The following is a 20,113-nucleotide window of genomic DNA, read 5'->3' as shown; positions in this document are numbered from 1 at the left end:
TTCCCCCATAGCATTCCTCACACCCCACCTACAATATGTGAAAAATCCCCCATTCGACATAATTCCAAAAAATTTCCCAAGAAACTTTTAATTCAAAGAGGATTGGTATGAATTATGTCGAAAGTATAGTTTAACCAACATTCAATTTTATATTTCACAACAAAAATGTAAGATAACTTTTCTGAATATTAGCACTTTTTATTAGAGGGAGTTTCAATGAAAAAGACTACATCTACACTATTAAGTATGGCGCTCGCCTTTTCTAGTTTTGGAGCTTTAAGCGCACATGCTGAATCACTGCAAAAGGAGAAGCAATTTAGTCCACAGTTAAAAGCGAATATTCAACAATGGGGAGAAAACAAAATCGCGCAAAATGTTGAAACAAAAACATCAAAAGAAATTTCAGTCATTGTAGAATTGCAACACGCTCCGCTCGCTTCACAAAGTAACATTCAGCATGCTCCAGACTTAAAAAATGGCAATGCGCAATCATACCATGCACAACTAAAAAAAGCACAAGAGGATACAACAAAGAAAATTAAAGAAAAAGCACCAAAAGCAAAGATAAAAGAAACGTATAGTACGTTATTTTCTGGATTCTCTATTTCTATCCCGGGAGATCAAGTTGCTGCTTTAGCTTCTTTACCTGAAGTAAAAGCAATTTATCCGAACTTAACATATAAGTTACATGAAACATCAAAAAGCCCTGCGGATTTAGAAACACCAAACGTTGGAGGTCCTACAGTTGGTGCACCTGAAGCTTGGAAATTAAAAGATCCAACTGGCAAACCGCTTGATGGAAAAGGAATGAAAGTCGCTGTTATCGATTCAGGTGTAGACTATACCCATCCTGATTTACAAGCAAATTATATCGGTGGCTACGATACAGTCGATGAAGATAATGATCCGATGGATGGAAATGTCCACGGTACCCATGTTGCAGGGATTATTGCTGGTAACGGAAAAATAAAGGGGATTGCTCCGAACGCTTCTATACTCGCTTACCGTGTCATGAATGATGGTGGCACTGGTACGACAGATGATATTATTCAAGGTATTGAGCGTGCTATTCAAGACGGTGCAGATGTTTTAAATCTATCTCTCGGTCAAGATTTGAATGTCCCTGATCAACCTGTAACACTGACGTTAGAACGCGCAGCAAAACTTGGTGTTACTGCAGTCGTTTCAAATGGAAACGATGGACCAAAGCCTTGGTCTGTTGATGCTCCTGGTAATGCCAGTAGTGTCATTTCTGTTGGTGCATCTACTGTTTCTATTCCATTCCCAACATTCCAAGTAGCTGGTTCTAATAAATCTTACCAAGGATTACCGTTATCAAAAGCAGACTTCCAAGTAGGAAACGATGCTCAGCTTGTATATGTTGGCTACGGTAATTCAAGCGATTACGCTAAACAAGATGTGAAAGGTAAGTTCGCCCTTGTTTTACAAGGAACTTCGAGTACGTTAGTAAAAGCAGAACAAGCAAAGCAAGCTGGTGCTCTCGGCGTGCTACTAATTTCTAACGAAAAAGAAATTAATATTATGCCAGAATATTTCGAACGTGCAGATATAGCTCTTCCAGTTATGCAACTATCAAATACAAATGGCGAAGAGTTGAAAAATGTAATTACAAAACGAAAGAAAAATATAAAGATTGGACAACCAAACAAAACCGAACTTATTGGTAACTTCAGTTCAAGAGGACCATCACAAGGCAGTTGGCTTATAAAGCCTGATATAGTTGCACCTGGCGTACAAATTACTAGTACTGTACCAAGAGGTGGCTATGAATCTCACAACGGAACAAGTATGGCTGCGCCACAGGTAGCGGGAGCCGTTGCCTTACTGCGTCAAATGCATCCTGATTGGACGACAGAACAATTGAAAGCATCTCTTGCCAATACAGCAAAAACATTAAAAGATGTAAATGAAACTACATATCCTGTTATGGCACAAGGATCTGGTTTAATTAACATTCCAAAAGCAGCTCAAACTGATGCGTTAGTGCAACCGAACAACGTAAGTTTCGGTCTTATTAAACCAAATAGCGGCAAAGTAAAGCTAACACAAAATATTACGTTACAAAATCTTTCTAACAAAAAGAAAAACTTTTCAACTCGTATTGAATTACTAGATACAAAAACAAAAATCCAGACTTCTTTCCCTTCTTCGATTAGTTTGAAACCGAATAGTAATATTGAAAAACCATTTACTATTACTGTAGATAGCTCCTTACCGCAAGGCGTATATACAGGAAATCTGTATGTAAAAGAACAAGGAAAAACTGAAGAAATGCGTATTCCATTTACATTTAGCATTGATCCGAAAGAATACAAGCGTATTGATGGCCTTGAAATCGTTAATTCTACTTTCAGTCCAAATAATGACAAAATACTAGATGACAACCTAATCAATTACTATTTAGTTACACCAGTTGAAGACATAGCCTTTCATGCTAATTTAATTACGAAAGACCGCGTGACATATCAAGGCATGGTATATCAAGGTAAAAATGAAACACCTGGTTATAAATCTTTCAAATGGAATGGTACAAAAATTAATGGATCCCCTCTACCTGATGGCTTATACCAAATCGAAGCTGTTGCTTCTAACTCTGGTGGAGAAACAAAGCAAACAGGAGCAGTGTTTATTGACCGAACAGCACCTAAGTTAACGCACGAAGTTGATCAAGAAAATCTCATAATTAGAGGGAAAGTTGACGATATTCTACTAGATTGGATGACAGAATCTGGTTGGGTTGCACCTGGTATTCCAGTGAAAATGCAATATGAAATTAACGGAAATGGTATATGGGAAAGTGCATTCTTAAACACTTGGGAGAAAAACTACGAAATTTATTTCGATCGTAATCAATTACAACAAGGAAAGAATACAATTCATATTGTTGCAACCGATGCAGCTGGAAATACATCTAATTTAAATGTTGATTTAGAAGTGAACTAAAGTGAAACTTTAATCAGCCCTCACCAATCGGACGTTTACGGGCAGTAAGGCTTCCATCTAACTTCTTTGCTCCGGCCAAATTTTGAAGTAGGAGTTTTACTGCCCACAAATAGCGTGATAAAATTATTGTTGACAATCTTTTAAAAAAAGTTTTATAATACAAAACATAGTTTAGTTGAACGAATTATATATCGGCTTTGAAGGAATACTAGTAGCGACTTATATCCCTGTCTCAGAGAACTGATGGTTGGTGCGAATCAGTACATATACAAGCGTGAATTACAATTCTGGAGCTTCTTTCCCGTAGTGCACATAATGCATGAAGAGAAAGACGGATCTTTCCGTTATCTTAAAGTGAGTGGTAAACAATTTTTCTGTTTACAATTAGGGTGGTACCGCGATTTTTATCGTCCCTATCGGATTTTCCGATAGGGGCTTTTTTGCGTCCTTCCCTTTTGTACAATTTCATATATACGCGTTGAAAGAATCGCAGTAATATCTTATATCCCTGTTACAGAGAGCTAATGGTCGGTGGAAATTAGCACATATATAAATATGAATTACAATTCTGGAGCTTCTTTTTCGTAGTGCTTGTACGCATGAAGGAAAAGACGGAGTTTTTCCGTTATCATGAATTGAGATGTAAGTATGTTTTCACTTACAAATAGGGTGGTACCGCGATTCTTTCGCCCCTATCGGATTTTCCGATAGGGCTTTTTCTATTTCTCACAGAAACAAATGTTAAATAATTCCGAATCTTATGATAAAATTTTATAAGCGCTTACAAATTTGAAGGGGGGTGGTACAAGCTAAACGAAACCGATACTGAATTTTATTGAAAAAAAGGAGGATGTCTAAATGACAAAGAAAACAGAAATTCCATCGCATTTAAAACCATTCGTATCCACACAGCATTATGATCAATACACGCCGGTGAATCACGCTGTGTGGCGTTACATTATGAGACAAAATCATAGTTTCTTAAAAGACGTTGCTCATCCAGCCTATGTGAACGGATTACAATCATCTGGTATTAATATAGATGCAATTCCAAAGGTAGAAGAAATGAATGAGTGTTTGGCACCAAGCGGCTGGGGAGCTGTAACAATTGATGGACTTATTCCCGGTGTAGCATTCTTTGATTTCCAAGGACACGGTTTACTACCAATCGCAACAGATATTCGCAAAGTAGAAAATATCGAGTACACACCAGCTCCAGATATCGTACATGAGGCAGCAGGACACGCACCGATTTTGCTTGATCCTACATATGCAAAATATGTGAAACGATTTGGACAAATTGGAGCAAAAGCTTTCTCCACAAAAGAAGAACATGAGGCGTTTGAAGCTGTTCGTACATTAACGATTGTAAAAGAAAGCCCGACTTCTACACCTGAAGAAGTTGCAGCTGCTGAAAATAATGTAATTGAAAAACAAAACTTAGTTTCTGGTTTATCAGAAGCTGAACAAATTTCACGTCTTTTCTGGTGGACAGTAGAATACGGCTTAATTGGAAATATAGACAATCCAAAAATCTACGGTGCTGGGCTCCTTTCTTCTGTTGGTGAAAGTAAACATTGCTTAACAGACGCTGTAGAAAAAGTTCCTTTTTCCATTGAAGCTTGTACAAGAACAACTTATGACGTAACAAAAATGCAACCACAACTATTTGTTTGTGAATCATTTGAAGAATTAACAGAAGCACTTGAGAAATTCGCTGAAACGATGGCCTTTAAAACAGGTGGTAAAGAAGGCTTAGAAAAAGCAATTCGCTCTGAAAATCATGCAACTGCTGAGCTAAATAGTGGATTACAAATTACAGGTACATTCACCGAGACAATTAAAAACGATGCAGGTGAATTGATTTACATGCGAACAAGTTCGCCAACAGCATTAGCAATTCACAATAAACAACTAGCGAATCATTCTACTGCTGTACACAGTGACGGCTTTGGAACACCAATTGGATTACTTACTGAAAATGTTGCATTAGAAAATTGTACAGATGAAGAATTACAATCATTAGGAATTACGATTGGAAATACTGCTGAGTTTACTTTTGCAAGTGGTATTCATGTAAAAGGAACAGTAACAGATATTATAAAAAATGATAAGAAAATTGCTCTTATTTCCTTTATCGATTGCACAGTTACTTATAACGCCCGAGTATTATTTGATGCTTCATGGGGCGCATTTGATATGGCTGTTGGTTCAGAGATCACTTCTGTATTCCCAGGAGCAGCAGATGCAGCATCGTTTTCCTCAGTTGATGAAGAAATAGAAGAAACTCCAGCACCTCTCACATTAACTGAGCTAGATCGTATGTATCAAACAGTTCGTGACATTCGAAATAAAGGTATTTTACACGACGCGCATGTCGAACAATTAGTAGCGATTCAAGAGGTATTAAATAAATTGTATCCGAAAGAATGGCTACTTCGCCTTGAAATATTAGAATTACTTCTAGAACATAACAAAGGGCACGAAACATCGGCAGCATTACTACAACAACTGTCTACTTTCACAACGGACGAAGCTGTAACACGCCTTATTAACAATGGTCTTGCACTACTGCATATAAAGGATGTGAAAAATGATGCTACGATTAACTGAAGAAGAAGTTCAAGAGGAGTTATTGAAAGTAGATAAATGGATGGTAAAAGATGAAAAATGGATTGAACGAAAATATATGTTTTCCGACTACTTAAAAGGAGTCGAATTTGTCTCTGAAGCCGCCAAACTATCAGAAGAACATAATCACCATCCATTTATCCTTATCCAGTATAAAGCAGTTATTATTACTTTGTCATCTTGGAATGCGAAAGGTTTAACGAAACTAGATTTTGAGCTTGCCAAGCAATTTGATGAACTATTTTTACAAAACGAAAAAGCAATTATAAGAAAGTAAAAAAGAGAAGCCTTTTTAGGCTTCTCCTTTTATTTTGAAATGGATACAATGTCCAAATGGATCCTCAACTTGTAATATTCCATCCTTATACGTAGCAATCTTGCCAATATTTTTTAAACTTTCACATACTTGCTCTTTTTGTTTTTCGTCTGCTAGTACAATTGTGAAATATTTCAAGCCAACGGAATTTGGCATTTGCGGTGGTACTCCTTCACCTTGCCACGTATTTAAACCGATATGGTGATGATAACCACCTGCCGATACGAACAACGCTCCATTACGAGCTGGAATCGTTACTTCAAAGCCAAGACCATCCACATAGAAACGTTTTGCTTCTTCCAAATCAGCTACATGGAAATGAATATGTCCCATCACAGTACCAGCTGGAAAGCCATTCCATGCACTTCCTTGCTGCAATAATTCTTCACCAGCTAACGGGTTACTAACAAATGGTAGTTCTCCATTCTCATCACGCCAAACTTCTTTTTGGCGATCATGATAAATTTCAATCCCGTTTCCATCTGGATCAGCTAAATAAAGGGCCTCACTAAAGTAATGGTCAGCTCCGCCGTGCAGCGGATATACCATTTCTACAAGATGGCGAAGGATATTCGCTAAATCCTGTCTGCTTGGTAATAAAATTGCGTAATGATATAAACCCGTTCTCCCTCTTTGCTTTGGTAATGCTTCTTTCTTTTCTTCAATGATAAGGAGTGGTTCGTTATTTTCATTCCCAAATGTAACGACCATTTCATCTTCTTTTAGTACTTTCATACTTAGTACTTCTGTATAAAACTCTAGTGATTTCTTTATATTTGATACATATAAATGAACAACATCAAGTGTTGTATCGGGATGAAGTTGAAAACTCATCTTGTTAGCCTCCCATTTAAATTAGTTCTTCTTTGACATTTTCTCTTTTAAAAAATTATCTACAAAACCGTCTGCTTTCGCAACAAATAAGTACGCACCCATTGCTAACAATGCAAGTTCTAATTCGAAGCCAGGATTTTTTCCATCTCCTAATAAACCAGCTGACCATTTTACTTTTACGATCGCTCCAACCATAACAAGTGCAAATAATAATCCAATATATCTTACACCTAAACCTAGAATTAACAATATACCCCCAACTAATTCCGCTGTTGCTACACCGTATGCAAGTCCTCCTGGTAAACCAATGCTTGTGAACCACCCTGCAATATTGTCAATCCCCGATTGGAATTTTGTTAAACCGTGCATAAAGAACGTTACCCCTAACACGATACGAATAATTAAGTTACCGATATGTTGATTCATTTCTTTCTCTCCTTTATAGTTTTCTTATACAAAACTTTTATTTACATTACAAAACATACACTAATTTTTTTTATTCGTCAATTCATTTTCACTGGGAAAAAATATATTTTTTTTGCTATGATACAAATAGTTGTTTACAAAAAGGAGCTTGATTTTATGAATATTGGTTCTGCAATACGTGAAATTCGTCAACGTAGAGGCATAACAATCGCACAAATTTGTGAGGGAACAGGTCTTTCTAAAGGATTTATGAGTCAGGTTGAAAATAATAAAACATCGCCATCTATCTCAACTTTAGAAACGATCTCCAATTTTTTAAACGTTCCCCTTCCCTATTTATTATTAGAACAAAAAGATCGGTTGAAAGTTGTCAAAAAGGTAGAGCGTAAATACAGTGTATACGGAAAAGATGAACAAAGAATTGAACATGTTGCAGAGCAAGGTGGCCTTCGCTTAAATCTCGTAGAAATTCCTGCTGGGTTTCCGAAAGAAAATACACCAAATGCCCATGAAGGGGAAGAATGTCATCTTGTATTACGCGGAAAACTAGAAGTTCAACATGGAGAAGATATTGCAATTGTAGAGGAAGGGGATTCTTTCTCCTGGAATGCATGTGTTCCTCATATCGTTCGCAATATAGGAGAAGAAACTGCATTATTACTCATCTCTAGTCATGCAGAAAATCGAAAACGTGTTTATTAAATAAAAAAGAAGCCTGTAAATCAGGCTTCTTTTTTATCCCCTTATAACGCCATAGCTTGTCCCAACTAGTACAGTCTTTTCGTGTTGATTGCGATAAACTGACTCGATTGAAACCTTTTTGTATCCTTCCATCTGTTCAATATTTGTTAAAGTTAATTCACAAGTGATCGTATCTCCTGTAAAAACCGGTCTAATAAACTCACTTACTAATTCTCTTGCTATGTAATGTAATTCTTCGCCTACTTTCGTTCCAATACTAGCAGTCAATAAACCATGAACCATTAAACGTCCATTTTCATCATATTCCATATGATGCCTACCTTTATCTCCTGTAATATTTGCAAATTCAAAAACCTCTTCCTCAGTAAATCTTCTTTCGTATTTAAATACATCCCCAACTTTTATACTCATTTTTATCCCCCTAATAATAAACAGAATTTTCTTTCATTTTATCATAAAATGAGCCTCAGTTCATTTTCTATTACAAAAAGAATTAGAAATACTTATAACTGTACTCTTTCTTTTTTTTCGCTCATTTACCGATGACCATCTTTTTTTGCAACTTGATATCCATAGTAAGCGCATGTTCCATTTCTTGATAACTCTCTCACCTCAAAACCACAACTTCTATAAAAATCAAAATTGTTTGCAGATGTATGCGCAAACCAGTCACCGTGTGGCAGTTTTTGCAAGCAAAGGGCGACAAGCTTCTTACCTAATCCCTTCCCTCTATATTCACACTTCACAACTAAATTTACTATGTTCGCGACCATGATTCCATCAGAAATGACTCTAACCATGGCTATCATCTCTTCTTCATCCCAAATTGTGAATGCCCATGTTGAATTTTCAAATGCTATCGTGAATTTTTCAATTTGCCAAGAAGGGATATTATCATTGCTCCAACCGGCATCTTCGAACAAAGCTTTAATTGCATATGCTGGCACACCATTCGTTCCCTCGCGAATAATAAGTCCATTATGGTAAATATACATGTAATCCCCCCTTTATTTTTATATACCATTCTTCAAAAGATGCAATTTACCTTTTTTCATCGAACGCGCTTAATGGAATAAACGAGTACATCCATCCCATGAAATGAAGTTGTTTTCTCATAACTAAGCCCTGTTTTTCTAGCAACAAATATTGAGGCGGGATGGTCCGGATTAATAAGCGAAATTAATTTATTCATTCGTAACGCTTGGAAGCCATAGTCTCGAAACGCTGCTGCTGCTTCTTTCGCATACCCTTTTCCCCAATACTGAGGTAGTAACCAATAACCAATTTCAATTTCTTCTTTTCCACCTATCTGCTGCTTTACTAGTCCTGCATGACCAATTCGTATTCCCGTTTCCTTTTCAATCAATACAAATAAACCGAGACCGTTTTTATAGCTCGGAATCACCCACTCCTCCAAACTTTTTTTACATTGCATATATGTTTTTAACGTCCCATTTCCAATATAGCGCATTACCTTCTCATTTCCCCATAGTGAAGCGTAGAACTGTAAATCATCCATTGTATATTTGCGAATTTGTAAACGATCTGTATGAAACATATCTGCACTCCTTCCCACGAATTTGTACTTAACTACACGATTATGTTTTGTATATATACTAAATGTTACTATCTATTATAAATGAACCAAGGGCAAAATACAGAATATTCAATCCTAAAAGAATCTAAAAAAGGCAGTAGACAAATATTGTCTACTGCATCCATATCATAACTAGCATAACGAAAACTACAATTGAGGGGGGTGTAGGATTTTCAAATATACTAGATACTTATCCCGTTCTAACGGGCGGTAAACTTTTCAATTATATGAAAGTGAAAAGTTTACCGCACATAAGAACCTTTGCGGTCATTAAGAGAGCACCGTTAAGTACTCAAATACTCGCTGTGCTTTTTCCCCGCCCATTCGTGCATGTTGAAGAAGGGAAATACCATGTGGACCAGATGCACGTAATGCTTCTGGTTGTGCTACTAAAATAGCTTGTACAACTTCTAATTCTCCAAGCATAGCGGCCGCGAAAATATCCATTCGAGCACCCTTTTCTAGTAAATAGAGAGCAATATCTTTACGACCTACATGTGCCGCTGCCCCTAACGCACTTTCCCAATCTGATCCGCCCCAATTGTAAGAGGCATGAAGTAAGCTTGGGGATTCAGCCAACAGTTCTTGTACTTTCTCTAAATCTCCGTGAGCTGCCATAACAAATTCTCTTACTAACTCAGTGGTAATACATTCTTCTGTTCGCATCTTGCTCCTCCTTTTTTAGAAATTCGTTTTGGTGTGAAAAATGGCTTGTCGCTACCTTGAAAAATATCTACATCTATGCCGAATACACGTTGAAACATTTCATGACATAACACTTCTTCTGGTATACCGTCATACTGAAGCTTCCCTCGCTTTAATACGAGTAAACGATCACTATATTGAGCCGCTTGGTTAATATCATGTAAAACCATTACAATTGTCATACCAAACTCCTCGTTTAATCGTTTCACAAGTTCCATTACTTCCAATTGATGAACAATATCCAAAAAAGTTGTTGGTTCATCTAATAATAAAACATTTGTACGTTGTGCTAGCGTCATTGCAATCCAGGCACGTTGTCTTTCTCCTCCTGATAAAGATTGCAAAAGACGATATTCATACCCTTCAAGATTTGTAACAGACAATGCCCAATCAACAATTTCTTCATCTTCTTTATTTAAGCGACTGCTCCATGATTTATGAGGGCCTCTTCCGAATTCGATTAATTCTTTCACTGTTAAATCTAATTGATGATCATGCATTTGTGGTAACATCGCTAATTGCTTCGCCACATCGGCACTTTTCATCGTATGAATACTTTTTCCATCTAAAATGATATCCCCTTCGCTTTGTTTAAGTAATCTTGCCATTAAACGAAGCAAAGTAGATTTCCCCGACCCATTCGGTCCAATTAAACTAACGATCTCTCCAGCTTTAATATGTACATTCATATTTTGCATTTGAAATCTTTCAGAATGTGCGTAAAACACTTTGTTAACGGAAATCACGTTGCTTTCCTCCTCTATGAATTAAATATAAGAAGAACGGACCACCTAAGAAGGATAATAAAATACCTACAGGCAATTCAATTGGATCGAACCAACTTCGAGCTATCGCATCCGCGAAAACAAGTAATATCCCTCCGCCAAGGCATGACAATGGCAGTAAATATTTATAGTCATTTCCAACTAATAAGCGTAACATATGTGGTACGACAAGACCGACAAATCCAATAAGACCAGAAACACTAACCGCAATTCCAGCTAATAATGTGCTTACTACTATTAAATAAAACCGGCTTCTCTCCACGTTATAACCTAATAATTTCGCCATTTCATCTCCAAGCATTAATACTCGAATATGCTTAATACCAAAGAAGGCTAGTATAATAGCGAATATTGCATAATAAATAATCATGTTTAAATGTACCCAACTTACACCACCAATGCCGCCTGCTAACCACGGTAACACGGATTGTACTTTGTCACTATGTAATAACATTAACGCTGACGTCGCTGCACCAATTAATGCATTAATTGACACCCCTACTAAGACAATTCTTGAAGGAGGTGCCCCTTTTTGCCATGATAAAGCATAAATGACCATCGCCGTTATGAAAGCTCCTAAAAACGCACCGAGCGGTAAAAAAGCCATATGCTGAGGGAATAAAATCATAATTACAATTGCTACAAGGCCTGCTCCAGATGAAACCCCGATAATACCAGGATCTGCAAGAGGATTTCTCATAACCCCTTGTAGCAGTGCACCAGATGCTGCCAAACATGTTCCCACTATAAATCCAACGAGCACTCTCGGTATACGAAGATCCCATACAATTCGATGAACTGTCGAACCCTCATCTTGTATGCCAGCTAGAATTTCTCGTAAAGAAAAGGACAAACTTCCTGCAAAAAGACCGTAAAAAAGACCTAGAATCGTTAATACAACTAAAGTAACTGCTATTATCCATCTTTTTTTCGCAAAAGGATGTTCCTTTTCCCTTACTACTTCACTACTTTCCATACTTATCATTTCCTTACATCTTGTATACTTTTATACATAAAGTCCATCGCTTCTGTAACTTTTGTTCCAGGATTTGATCCAAATAAGTCAGGTGGCAAAATAACTACACGATTTTGTTTTACTGCATCTAAATTTTTCCACGCTTCATTTTTCATCATTTCGCCTTCAAATGCTTTTTTAACGCTATTTGGATCTCCATGTGTAATTAAATAAATCACATCTGGATTTGCCTCAATAATGCGTTCTACGCTTAGTTGCGCATATTGCGGATATTCCTTCATTTCTGGAAAATCGGCTGCAATATTTTTTCCACCTGTTTTTTCTAAAATATCACCTGATAAAGATGTTGGTAATGCTGCTAAATAAGTGCCTGGTGCTCCATACACTAGCAATGCTTTCACATCGCTCTTTTTCTCATATTTCTTTATTTGATCATTAATTTTTTGGTTAAGTTCTTTTGCTTTATCTTCTTTCTTCATTACCGTTCCATATATTTCAATATTCTTTTGAATATCTTGTACAGAGTTCGCAGAAGAAATCATTACTTTCGTTCCTTGTCCTTCAACCGTTGGAACATTCTTTTGGAATCCATTGTTAGCAATAAGTACATCCGGTTTCAAACTAGCAATTTGCTCAAAATTCGGCTGATGTGCATTCCCGATTACTTGTACTTTCTTTAACTCCTCTGGAAGAGTTATTTTTGTATCTGGACGACCTACTATTTTTCCACCTAAAGCATGAATAATATTCATGTCCCCCATACTTAATGTTGCAAAACTCTCTGGCACTTTATCAAATGTTACCTTTCTTCCTGACAGGTCGGTAACTTCGATTTTCTCTTTTCCTTTTCCTTTTTCTGTTTTTGTTGCAGATGCTTTTTCGTTTCCTTTTGCACTGCAACCGATTAATAAGAAAAAAATAGATAAAATTGCTGTGAATAGCGCAATAGATTTTTTCATTCTTCCACCTCTAACTGATAATGATAATCATTAACTACTATTCTACTTTAATTGATAAGGATTATCATTGTCAATATAAACCGCATACATTTTTTACAAAAAACAAAGAGCACTACAAAAAGATTCGTCCTTTTCGTAGTGCTCTATTTCATAATATTACTCACATTCATTTCCCTCTAACTGATCTCGTATCACTTTCACACGCTGAAAGAAAAAGAATGATAAACTTAAAAATATAACGATGCTTCCCATCATAACAAAAAATTGTATTGTTTCTTTTGCTCCATTCGGAATCAATAAACCAACCATTAACAATGTACTTACCGCGAGAAGAATTTGTCCGAACCGAGTATAATCTTCTATTTTTTCTTGTAATTCTTTCATTATATTCTCACTCCTCCATTTCACTGTATCATATTCTCTTAAACTTAAAGACAAGTAAATACAGCCATTCTGGGAGATGTTTTCCAAAAGAAAAAGAGCCGCTTTATTGCGACTCTTTCATAACCATTACTCTCCTTTATATGCTTCCATATAAATTTCTTTCAGCTCTGAAATGAGAGGTAATTTTGGATTAGCTGTTGTACATTGATCTTCAAAAGCTCTTTCTGCTAATAATCCAACAACCTCTTCAAATTCATCTTTAGCAACTCCTTGTCCTGCAATACTCATATTTATATTTAAGCTTTTTCCAAGCTCAATAATTGCCTGGACGAGTGATTCCACACCTTCTGTTGTTGAACTTGCTGGAAGCCCGATTGTTCTCGCAATATGTGCATAGCGTTCATCAGCTACAAAGTGCTCATATTTTGGGAACAATGCGTGTTTTCTTGGCTTAATAGCATTATAGCGAACTACGTGCGGCATAAGAATTGCATTCGCACGTCCATGCGGAATATGGAATTCTGGTCCAATTTTATGTGCTAAACTGTGATTAATACCTAGGAAAGCATTTGCAAATGCCATCCCTGCGATTGCAGAAGCATTATGCATTTTTTCGCGTGCTTCTTCATCATTTCCATCTTTAAATGCTCTTGGTAAATATTTAAATACAAGATCAATGGCCTTTAATGCTAATCCATCTGTATAGTCATTTGCCAGAACAGACACATACGCCTCGATTGCATGCGTTAATACGTCCATCCCAGTGTCTGCTGTTACATGTGGTGGTACTGTCATTACAAATTGCGGATCAACAATTGCTACATCTGGCGTTAATTCATAATCTGCAAGTGGATACTTTATATTATTTTTCTTATCTGTAATAACCGCAAATGGTGTCACTTCTGATCCAGTTCCTGATGTTGTTGGAATGGCAACAAACTGCGCCTTACTTCCTAATTCCGGATATTTACATGTACGTTTTCTTATATCTAAAAACTTCTGTTTAATTCCATAGAATGTTGTTTCTGGGTGCTCATAGAAAAGCCACATCCCTTTCGCTGCATCCATAGCTGAACCACCACCAAGTGCGATAATTACATCTGGCTTAAAACTTCTCATCATTTCCGCACCTTTAAACACTGTTTCATCTGATGGATCTGGCTCAACCTCAAAGAAAACTTCAACTTTTACATCATTTGCATGTTTACGTAAATAATGTGTAACCGTATCTACATATCCGTGCTCAACCATTCCTGGATCCGTTACAATAAATGCGCGTGAAATGTTAGGCATATTCGCTAAATATGCTGTCGCATGTTTTTCAAAATAAATTTTGGGTGGTAATTTAAACCACTGCATATTCTTTTTTCTATTTGCCAACCTTTTTATATTTAATAAATGCGTCGCTGTTACGTTTTGAGAAACTGAGTTTTTCCCGTAGGAACCGCAACCAAGCGTAAGTGATGGAATAAATCCATTATATATGTCGCCGATTCCACCTTGTGAGGAAGGGGCATTTACAATAAGGCGGCAAGCTTTCATGCGTAATCCAAATTGCTTTTGCACTTCTTTATTTACAGAATGGATGACTGCTGAATGTCCTAAACCACCGAGGTTTAACATTTCCTCGCAATATGTAAATCCTTCTTCTAATGAATTTGCTTTTACACAGGCTAATACTGGACTCAGTTTCTCACGAGATAGTGGATAGGCTGCTCCGATACCTTGAATTTCAGCTACAAGCATTTTTGTATTTTTAGGCACAGTAATTCCAACTAATTCGGCAATATACTGTGCGGATTTCCCTACAATATCACTATTTACTGCACATGTATTTTCATTAATAACAAGTTTTTCTAATTTTCCTCTCTCTTCCTCTGTTACAAAGTAACAATTGTTTGCAATCATTTCTGTTTTCACATCATCATAAATTTCCTTATCTACAATGATTGCTTGTTCTGATGCACAAATCATACCGTTATCAAATGTTTTTGATAAAATTAAATCATTAACGGCTCGTTTTATATGCGCTGATTTCTCTATATAACATGGTACATTACCAGGACCTACACCTAACGCTGGTTTTCCAGTAGAATAAGCTGATTTCACCATACCTGCTCCTCCAGTTGCCAAAACAAGTGCAACACCTTCATGGTTCATTAATTGTTTTGTTGCTTCGACAGAAGGTCTTTCAATCCACTGAATACAATGTTTTGGTGCCCCTGCCTTCACCGCTGCATCATATACTGTTTTCGCCGCTGCAATGGAACAGTTTTGTGCTGAAGGATGAAATGCGAAAATAATTGGATTTCTCGTTTTTATCGCAATCAATGCTTTAAACATTGTTGTCGACGTTGGGTTCGTTACTGGCGTTACCCCAGCTACTACACCGACAGGTTCCGCAATTTCTATTATTTCTTCATGGGGATCTTCGTGAATAATCCCCACTGTTTTATCTTTCTTTATGCTATGCCAAATATATTCAGTAGCAAAAATATTTTTAATGCATTTATCTTCGTATACACCACGCCCTGTTTCTTCAACAGCCAACTTTGCAAGTGGCATATGTTGATCAACACCTGCTAATGCCATTTCATGAACAATGTTGTCAATTTGCTCTTGTGTAAAGCTTTCTAATGCTTGTAAAGCCTTCCGACCGTTATTCACTAACGTATCAATCATCTCTTTTACTTCCTGCATTTCATTTACAACTTTCTCTTTGACTACCATGTAAATTCCTCCTATTCTGCTATCTTGGACTAAATAAGACCCTATAGGTCGTAATCAGTCCCGATTAGCGCAAAAAAAATAGAGTTGCTTTCCTACATGAACCTCATTGTTTGTGAAACATTTCACAAGTTTGTTCGTGAGTAACACTTCATGAACTTAATATACATGAAATCATTTCATTTGTGTATGTCTATTTTGTGAAATGTTTCACAAAATAACATAATAAAAATGCACTGCCTATATTAGCAGTGCATTTTTATTATGCTAGCGCTTGTGCTAGATCTTCAATTAAATCTTCGCCGTCTTCAATACCGACAGAAATACGAATTAATGTATCTGTAATTCCTAATTCCTTGCGACGATCTGCTGGGATTGATGCATGTGTCATTTGAGATGGAATAGAAATTAAACTTTCTACTGCTCCTAAACTTTCAGCAAGTGTAAAGTATTGTAATTTCTCAAGTACTTTATTTAATGTTTCTTCGCTATCTACATCAAATGAGATAATAGCACCAAATCCATTTGCTTGTTCTGTTGCTAATTCATGGTTTTGATGTGACTCAAGACCTGGATAATATACTTTATTTACTTTTGGATGGTTATTTAAAAACTCAGCAATTGCACGTGAATTCGTTTCATGTTCTTCCATTCGAATTCCTAATGTTTTTAAACCACGAAGTAGTAAGAAGCTATCTTGTGGGCCAAGAATGCCTCCTGTTGAATTTTGCACAAAGTGAAGATCTTCTGCTAATTGCGGGCTATTTACAACTACTAGACCTGCAACTACGTCACTATGACCTCCTAAATATTTCGTTGCACTATGAAGTACAATGTCTGCTCCTAAAGAAATCGGCGACTGCCAATATGGCGTCATGAATGTGTTATCAATAATTGTTAATAAATCTTTCTCTTTAGCAAGAGTAGATATTTTTTTAATATCAGTAATTTTTAGTAATGGATTCGTTGGTGTTTCTACATAAACCGCTTTCGTATTTGGACGAATCGCTTCTGCAACTTCCTCTAAGTTTGTTGTATCTACAAATGTATGCTCAATACCGAAACGGTTTAATACTTTCGTGATAACGCGGTACGTTCCACCATAAACATCATCAGTTAAAATAACGTGGTCACCTTTTGAGAACAACATAATTGTCGCTGTAATAGCAGCCATTCCTGAGCCAAATGCAAATCCCGCATGGCCGTTTTCTAATACAGCAATCATTTCTTCTAAAGCTGCACGTGTTGGGTTACCTGTACGTGAATATTCATATCCTTGATGTTTACCAACTGCTTCTTGTTTGTACGTACTTGTTTGATAGATCGGTACGTTTACAGATCCAGTTGAAGGTTCTCCTATGCGAATACCATGAATTAACTTTGTCTTTGCTCTCATTTTTATTCCCATCCTTTGTATATGTCTTTACTTAAATAGCGCTCACTACTATCGGGAAAAATCGTTACAATATTTGTACCTGGTGCCGCTTTCTCTGCTTCAAGTAAACTTGCATGAAATGCTGCTCCTGAAGAGCTCCCAACAAGCAGTCCTTCTTTTTGCGCTAATTCCTTCACTCGTAAAAATGCATTTCGATCAGAAATTGTATGAATTTCATCAAAATACGATGTTTTCAAAAATGGCGGGATGAATTCAAGGCCAATCCCTTCCGTTTCATGTGAACCAGCTTTACCACCATTTAAAATAGATCCTTCTGGTTCCACAATAACCGTTTTTATATCTACATTTTTTTCTTTCAAATAAGATGCAGTCCCCATGAATGTACCACCAGTTCCTGCTCCTGCAACAAATATGTTAATCTCTCCGTTCAATGCGTCCCAAAGTTCAGGACCTAATGTTTTGAAATAAGCACGAGGGTTTGCTTCATTTGCAAACTGACTTGGAGAGTATGAATTCGGTATTTCATTTACTAACTCTTTCGCTTTTGCAATTGCACCGGTCATTCCTTGCTCAGTCGGTGTATGCACGACCGTTGCGCCTAGTGCTTTCATTAATTCTTGTTTTTCAATACTAAATTTCTCTGGTACACAAACAATAACGCGTAAATCATGTTCTAACGCTGCAAGTGCCAGTCCAATACCAGTATTTCCAGCAGTCGGTTCAATAATTGTTCCACCCTGGGTAACAAGCCCTTTTTCTAGCGCATCTTCGATTAATTCTCTTCCTAAGCGATCCTTAACGCTTCCACCTGGGTTATAAAATTCAAGCTTCGCAAATAAACGGACCCCTTCTGGAAGTGAAAAACGAGTAATTTCTACAATTGGTGTATGACCAATTAACTCATGAACTCCACGATATACATTCATCGTGTTCTCCCCCTTATTTGCCAATAAAGAAAAGGCAACTGTATGTATTTTCTTTATATGAGACAGTTGCCTTTTTGTTACATTACTTTAACTCTTCTAGTACTTTTACAATAAAGTTTGTAGAATGAAGAGCTGCTTGATCTAAAAATTGATCAAATGAAACATTAGACTCTTTACCAGCAATATCAGAAAGTGCACGAATAATAACAAACGGAACTTCATATTGGTGGCATACTTGTGCAACAGCTGCTGCTTCCATTTCTACTGCATAAAGGTCTTCAAATTTATCACGAATTGCTGCAACGCGGTTTGGATCACTCATAAATGAATCACCTGTTGCAATCATACCTTTTACAACTTGAATATTTTCTTCTGCCTGCATACATTTCTCAGCTAATGCAACTAATGCTTCATCAGCCTTGAATCCAGGCGGCATTCCTGGTACTTGACCATACTCATAGTTAAATGCTGTAACATCTACGTCATGATGACGAACTTCTGTTGAAATAACTACATCTCCAACATTTAGAGAATGATGGAATCCACCAGCTGAACCAGTATTAATTACTTTTTCAGGCTTATATCTTTCTAATAAAATTGTCGTTGACATCGCTGCATTTACTTTACCAATACCAGACTTTAACAAGATTACTTCGTGTCCTGCTAATTGTCCTTTCGTAAATTCACAACCCGCAACCGTTTCTGTTTCTGCTTGTTCTAATTTGTCACGTAAAATACGTACTTCTTCTTCCATTGCTCCAATTACAGCAATTCTCAATCTAATCCCTCTTTCTATTGCTTAGTTGCCTCCATTACCCAAACGAAATGATTTAATCTCGTAAACGTTACATGGAAACCATTGTTTTCAAAAATAGACTGCATGACCGGAATACGTGTATAGTATTCCGTTTGCAAATCGTTTGCTAACTGATGAAAACCTCTTTGTTTTGCTGTTTCAACAGTTTTATCATATGCATCTTGATCTGCAAATATCGTATCAGCAAACACTATTTTACCACCTTTGTTTAGCAATTGACTATACTTCGCAATCGCTACATTTTTTTCATCATCTGTTAAATGATGAAATGCATAGGTGCTTACTATGGTATCAATTGAATTTGGGACTTCAAACGAAAGAAAATCACCTTCTGTAATGGAAAACTCTTTTGGCAATTTCTCTTTTGCAATCATGCGCATTTCACGTGACGGCTCTATACCGTAAACTGTGCGGCCAGCAAATAATAATTTATTTGTTAAATTGCCAGTACCAACACCAAATTCTAAAACATTACCAAATGACTTGTTAACTACATCCTCTAGAATGTCCTCATAACGGGCGAAAACTTCTTTATATTGTATATCTTCGCCTTGTACAAATGAGTCGTACGTATGAGCCCACTCATCAAATAAACCATTAAATTCTGTCCCCATAAAAATTCCCCTTTTTCTTATCGGTTTTATCAGTATGATATTCCCTCTTTCGAAAAATGTCAATTGAAATGTACGTGGTATTTCCTTCTTTTCTTTGTTACACTATAGTTAATTACATCGGAGAGGGGCCGTCTTCATGTCATTTACCTTTGAAATGTTAGAAGATAAAGTAGAATTTTTTGAAGCGGGAGACTTAGCTTCTTTAGAACGAAAAATTAGTGAACAAATCGATAATAATAAAGCACTTATGCTTGAAGTTCATCACATCTCGCATCAAATGGTTATGGATCCCGAAAGCAAAAGACCATATTATAGCGCGGTTGTTCATTTTAAATTAAAGAAATTACGCTAACT

20 protein-coding genes and 2 other annotated features are annotated in these 20,113 nt (G+C 36.7%); of the genes, 5 read left to right on the top strand and 15 right to left on the bottom strand.

The window, feature by feature from the left end:
- The first annotated feature begins 216 nt into the window (after window positions 1-216).
- From QCI44_RS05695 to QCI44_RS05685, 3 genes are all read left to right on the top strand, one after another.
- Complete coding sequence (locus QCI44_RS05695; protein WP_098985795.1) at window positions 217-2,964, top strand: S8 family serine peptidase; 2,748 nt, start codon at window positions 217-219, stop codon at window positions 2,962-2,964.
- Between the two features lie 188 nt (window positions 2,965-3,152).
- Window positions 3,153-3,382 (top strand) — a binding site (T-box leader).
- Window positions 3,383-3,433: 51 nt separating this feature from the next.
- Window positions 3,434-3,661: a binding site (T-box leader), on the top strand.
- A 161-nt stretch (window positions 3,662-3,822) separates the two neighbouring features.
- Window positions 3,823-5,577, top strand: coding sequence for an aromatic amino acid hydroxylase (locus QCI44_RS05690; RefSeq protein ID WP_016135352.1), 1,755 nt, complete (start codon window positions 3,823-3,825; stop codon window positions 5,575-5,577).
- Window positions 5,558-5,872, top strand: a complete 315-nt coding sequence (locus tag QCI44_RS05685) for a 4a-hydroxytetrahydrobiopterin dehydratase (RefSeq protein WP_016086202.1) — start codon at window positions 5,558-5,560, stop codon at window positions 5,870-5,872. The genes QCI44_RS05690 and QCI44_RS05685 overlap by 20 nt, the downstream gene beginning before the upstream one ends.
- Before the next feature lie 15 nt (window positions 5,873-5,887).
- On the opposite strand, the gene QCI44_RS05680 is transcribed toward QCI44_RS05685, so the two are convergent.
- Both QCI44_RS05680 and QCI44_RS05675 read right to left on the bottom strand, forming a co-directional pair.
- Window positions 5,888-6,745 (bottom strand): VOC family protein, encoded by an 858-nt coding sequence (locus tag QCI44_RS05680; RefSeq protein ID WP_016086201.1) that lies wholly within the window; start codon window positions 6,743-6,745, stop codon window positions 5,888-5,890.
- 21 nt (window positions 6,746-6,766) lie between these two features.
- Entirely contained in the window at window positions 6,767-7,171 is a 405-nt protein-coding gene (locus QCI44_RS05675) for a DoxX family protein (protein WP_016086200.1), read from the bottom strand.
- A gap of 156 nt (window positions 7,172-7,327) precedes the next feature.
- On the opposite strand from QCI44_RS05675, the gene QCI44_RS05670 reads away from it, so the two are divergent.
- Window positions 7,328-7,873, top strand: a complete 546-nt coding sequence (locus QCI44_RS05670; RefSeq protein ID WP_001020700.1) for a helix-turn-helix domain-containing protein — start codon at window positions 7,328-7,330, stop codon at window positions 7,871-7,873.
- 33 nt (window positions 7,874-7,906) lie between these two features.
- Here the strand turns inward: QCI44_RS05670 and QCI44_RS05665 are convergent, their stop codons facing one another.
- The 13 genes from QCI44_RS05665 to QCI44_RS05605 all read right to left on the bottom strand — a co-directional run bounded on the left by QCI44_RS05665 (window position 7,907) and on the right by QCI44_RS05605 (window position 19,759).
- Complete coding sequence (locus QCI44_RS05665; protein WP_000025009.1) at window positions 7,907-8,284, bottom strand: hotdog family protein; 378 nt, start codon at window positions 8,282-8,284, stop codon at window positions 7,907-7,909.
- Window positions 8,285-8,409: 125 nt separating this feature from the next.
- Window positions 8,410-8,868: a GNAT family N-acetyltransferase gene (locus QCI44_RS05660; RefSeq protein WP_016086199.1), complete on the bottom strand. Its 459-nt coding sequence runs from the start codon at window positions 8,866-8,868 to the stop codon at window positions 8,410-8,412.
- A 56-nt stretch (window positions 8,869-8,924) separates the two neighbouring features.
- Window positions 8,925-9,431 carry a GNAT family N-acetyltransferase gene (locus tag QCI44_RS05655; protein WP_016086198.1) on the bottom strand — a complete coding sequence of 169 codons (507 nt, stop codon included), beginning with the start codon at window positions 9,429-9,431 and terminating at the stop codon, window positions 8,925-8,927.
- A 309-nt stretch (window positions 9,432-9,740) separates the two neighbouring features.
- The gene (locus tag QCI44_RS05650; RefSeq protein ID WP_001258431.1) at window positions 9,741-10,136 is read right to left on the bottom strand and encodes an ankyrin repeat domain-containing protein; all 396 of its coding nucleotides are present in this window, start codon (window positions 10,134-10,136) and stop codon (window positions 9,741-9,743) included.
- Window positions 10,103-10,921, bottom strand: coding sequence for an ABC transporter ATP-binding protein (locus QCI44_RS05645; protein ID WP_016086197.1), 819 nt, complete (start codon window positions 10,919-10,921; stop codon window positions 10,103-10,105). The genes QCI44_RS05650 and QCI44_RS05645 overlap by 34 nt, the downstream gene beginning before the upstream one ends.
- Window positions 10,908-11,936: a FecCD family ABC transporter permease gene (locus QCI44_RS05640; RefSeq protein ID WP_016086196.1), complete on the bottom strand. Its 1,029-nt coding sequence runs from the start codon at window positions 11,934-11,936 to the stop codon at window positions 10,908-10,910. Before QCI44_RS05640 ends, QCI44_RS05645 begins: the two co-directional genes overlap by 14 nt.
- 5 nt (window positions 11,937-11,941) lie before the next feature.
- Window positions 11,942-12,895 (bottom strand): ABC transporter substrate-binding protein, encoded by a 954-nt coding sequence (locus tag QCI44_RS05635; protein WP_353811029.1) that lies wholly within the window; start codon window positions 12,893-12,895, stop codon window positions 11,942-11,944.
- Window positions 12,896-13,051: 156 nt separating this feature from the next.
- On the bottom strand, window positions 13,052-13,279 hold the full coding sequence (locus tag QCI44_RS05630; protein ID WP_016135354.1) for a YrhC family protein: 228 nt from the start codon (window positions 13,277-13,279) through the stop codon (window positions 13,052-13,054).
- Between the two features lie 126 nt (window positions 13,280-13,405).
- Window positions 13,406-16,009, bottom strand: a complete 2,604-nt coding sequence (gene adhE / locus QCI44_RS05625; protein ID WP_098560292.1) for a bifunctional acetaldehyde-CoA/alcohol dehydrogenase — start codon at window positions 16,007-16,009, stop codon at window positions 13,406-13,408.
- A 259-nt stretch (window positions 16,010-16,268) separates the two neighbouring features.
- The gene (locus QCI44_RS05620) at window positions 16,269-17,402 is read right to left on the bottom strand and encodes a bifunctional cystathionine gamma-lyase/homocysteine desulfhydrase (protein ID WP_016086192.1); all 1,134 of its coding nucleotides are present in this window, start codon (window positions 17,400-17,402) and stop codon (window positions 16,269-16,271) included.
- Window positions 17,403-17,404: 2 nt separating this feature from the next.
- Entirely contained in the window at window positions 17,405-18,328 is a 924-nt protein-coding gene (locus QCI44_RS05615) for an O-acetylserine dependent cystathionine beta-synthase (RefSeq protein ID WP_016086191.1), read from the bottom strand.
- A gap of 82 nt (window positions 18,329-18,410) precedes the next feature.
- Complete coding sequence (mtnN, locus tag QCI44_RS05610) at window positions 18,411-19,106, bottom strand: 5'-methylthioadenosine/S-adenosylhomocysteine nucleosidase (protein WP_001217038.1); 696 nt, start codon at window positions 19,104-19,106, stop codon at window positions 18,411-18,413.
- Window positions 19,107-19,120: 14 nt separating this feature from the next.
- A complete protein-coding gene (locus QCI44_RS05605) occupies window positions 19,121-19,759 on the bottom strand; it encodes a class I SAM-dependent DNA methyltransferase (protein ID WP_016086190.1) in 639 nt (212 codons plus the stop codon).
- 136 nt (window positions 19,760-19,895) lie between these two features.
- On the opposite strand from QCI44_RS05605, the gene QCI44_RS05600 reads away from it, so the two are divergent.
- The gene (locus QCI44_RS05600) at window positions 19,896-20,111 is read left to right on the top strand and encodes a YrzA family protein (RefSeq protein ID WP_000010984.1); all 216 of its coding nucleotides are present in this window, start codon (window positions 19,896-19,898) and stop codon (window positions 20,109-20,111) included.
- Window positions 20,112-20,113 lie beyond the last annotated feature (2 nt).

The sequence above is a fragment of the Bacillus cereus group sp. RP37 genome, from assembly GCF_040459695.1.
Taxonomy (GTDB): Bacteria; Bacillota; Bacilli; order Bacillales; family Bacillaceae_G; genus Bacillus_A.
The sequence above is the reverse complement of the archived record's forward strand: the minus strand, read 5'-3'. Positions and strand labels throughout refer to the sequence as shown.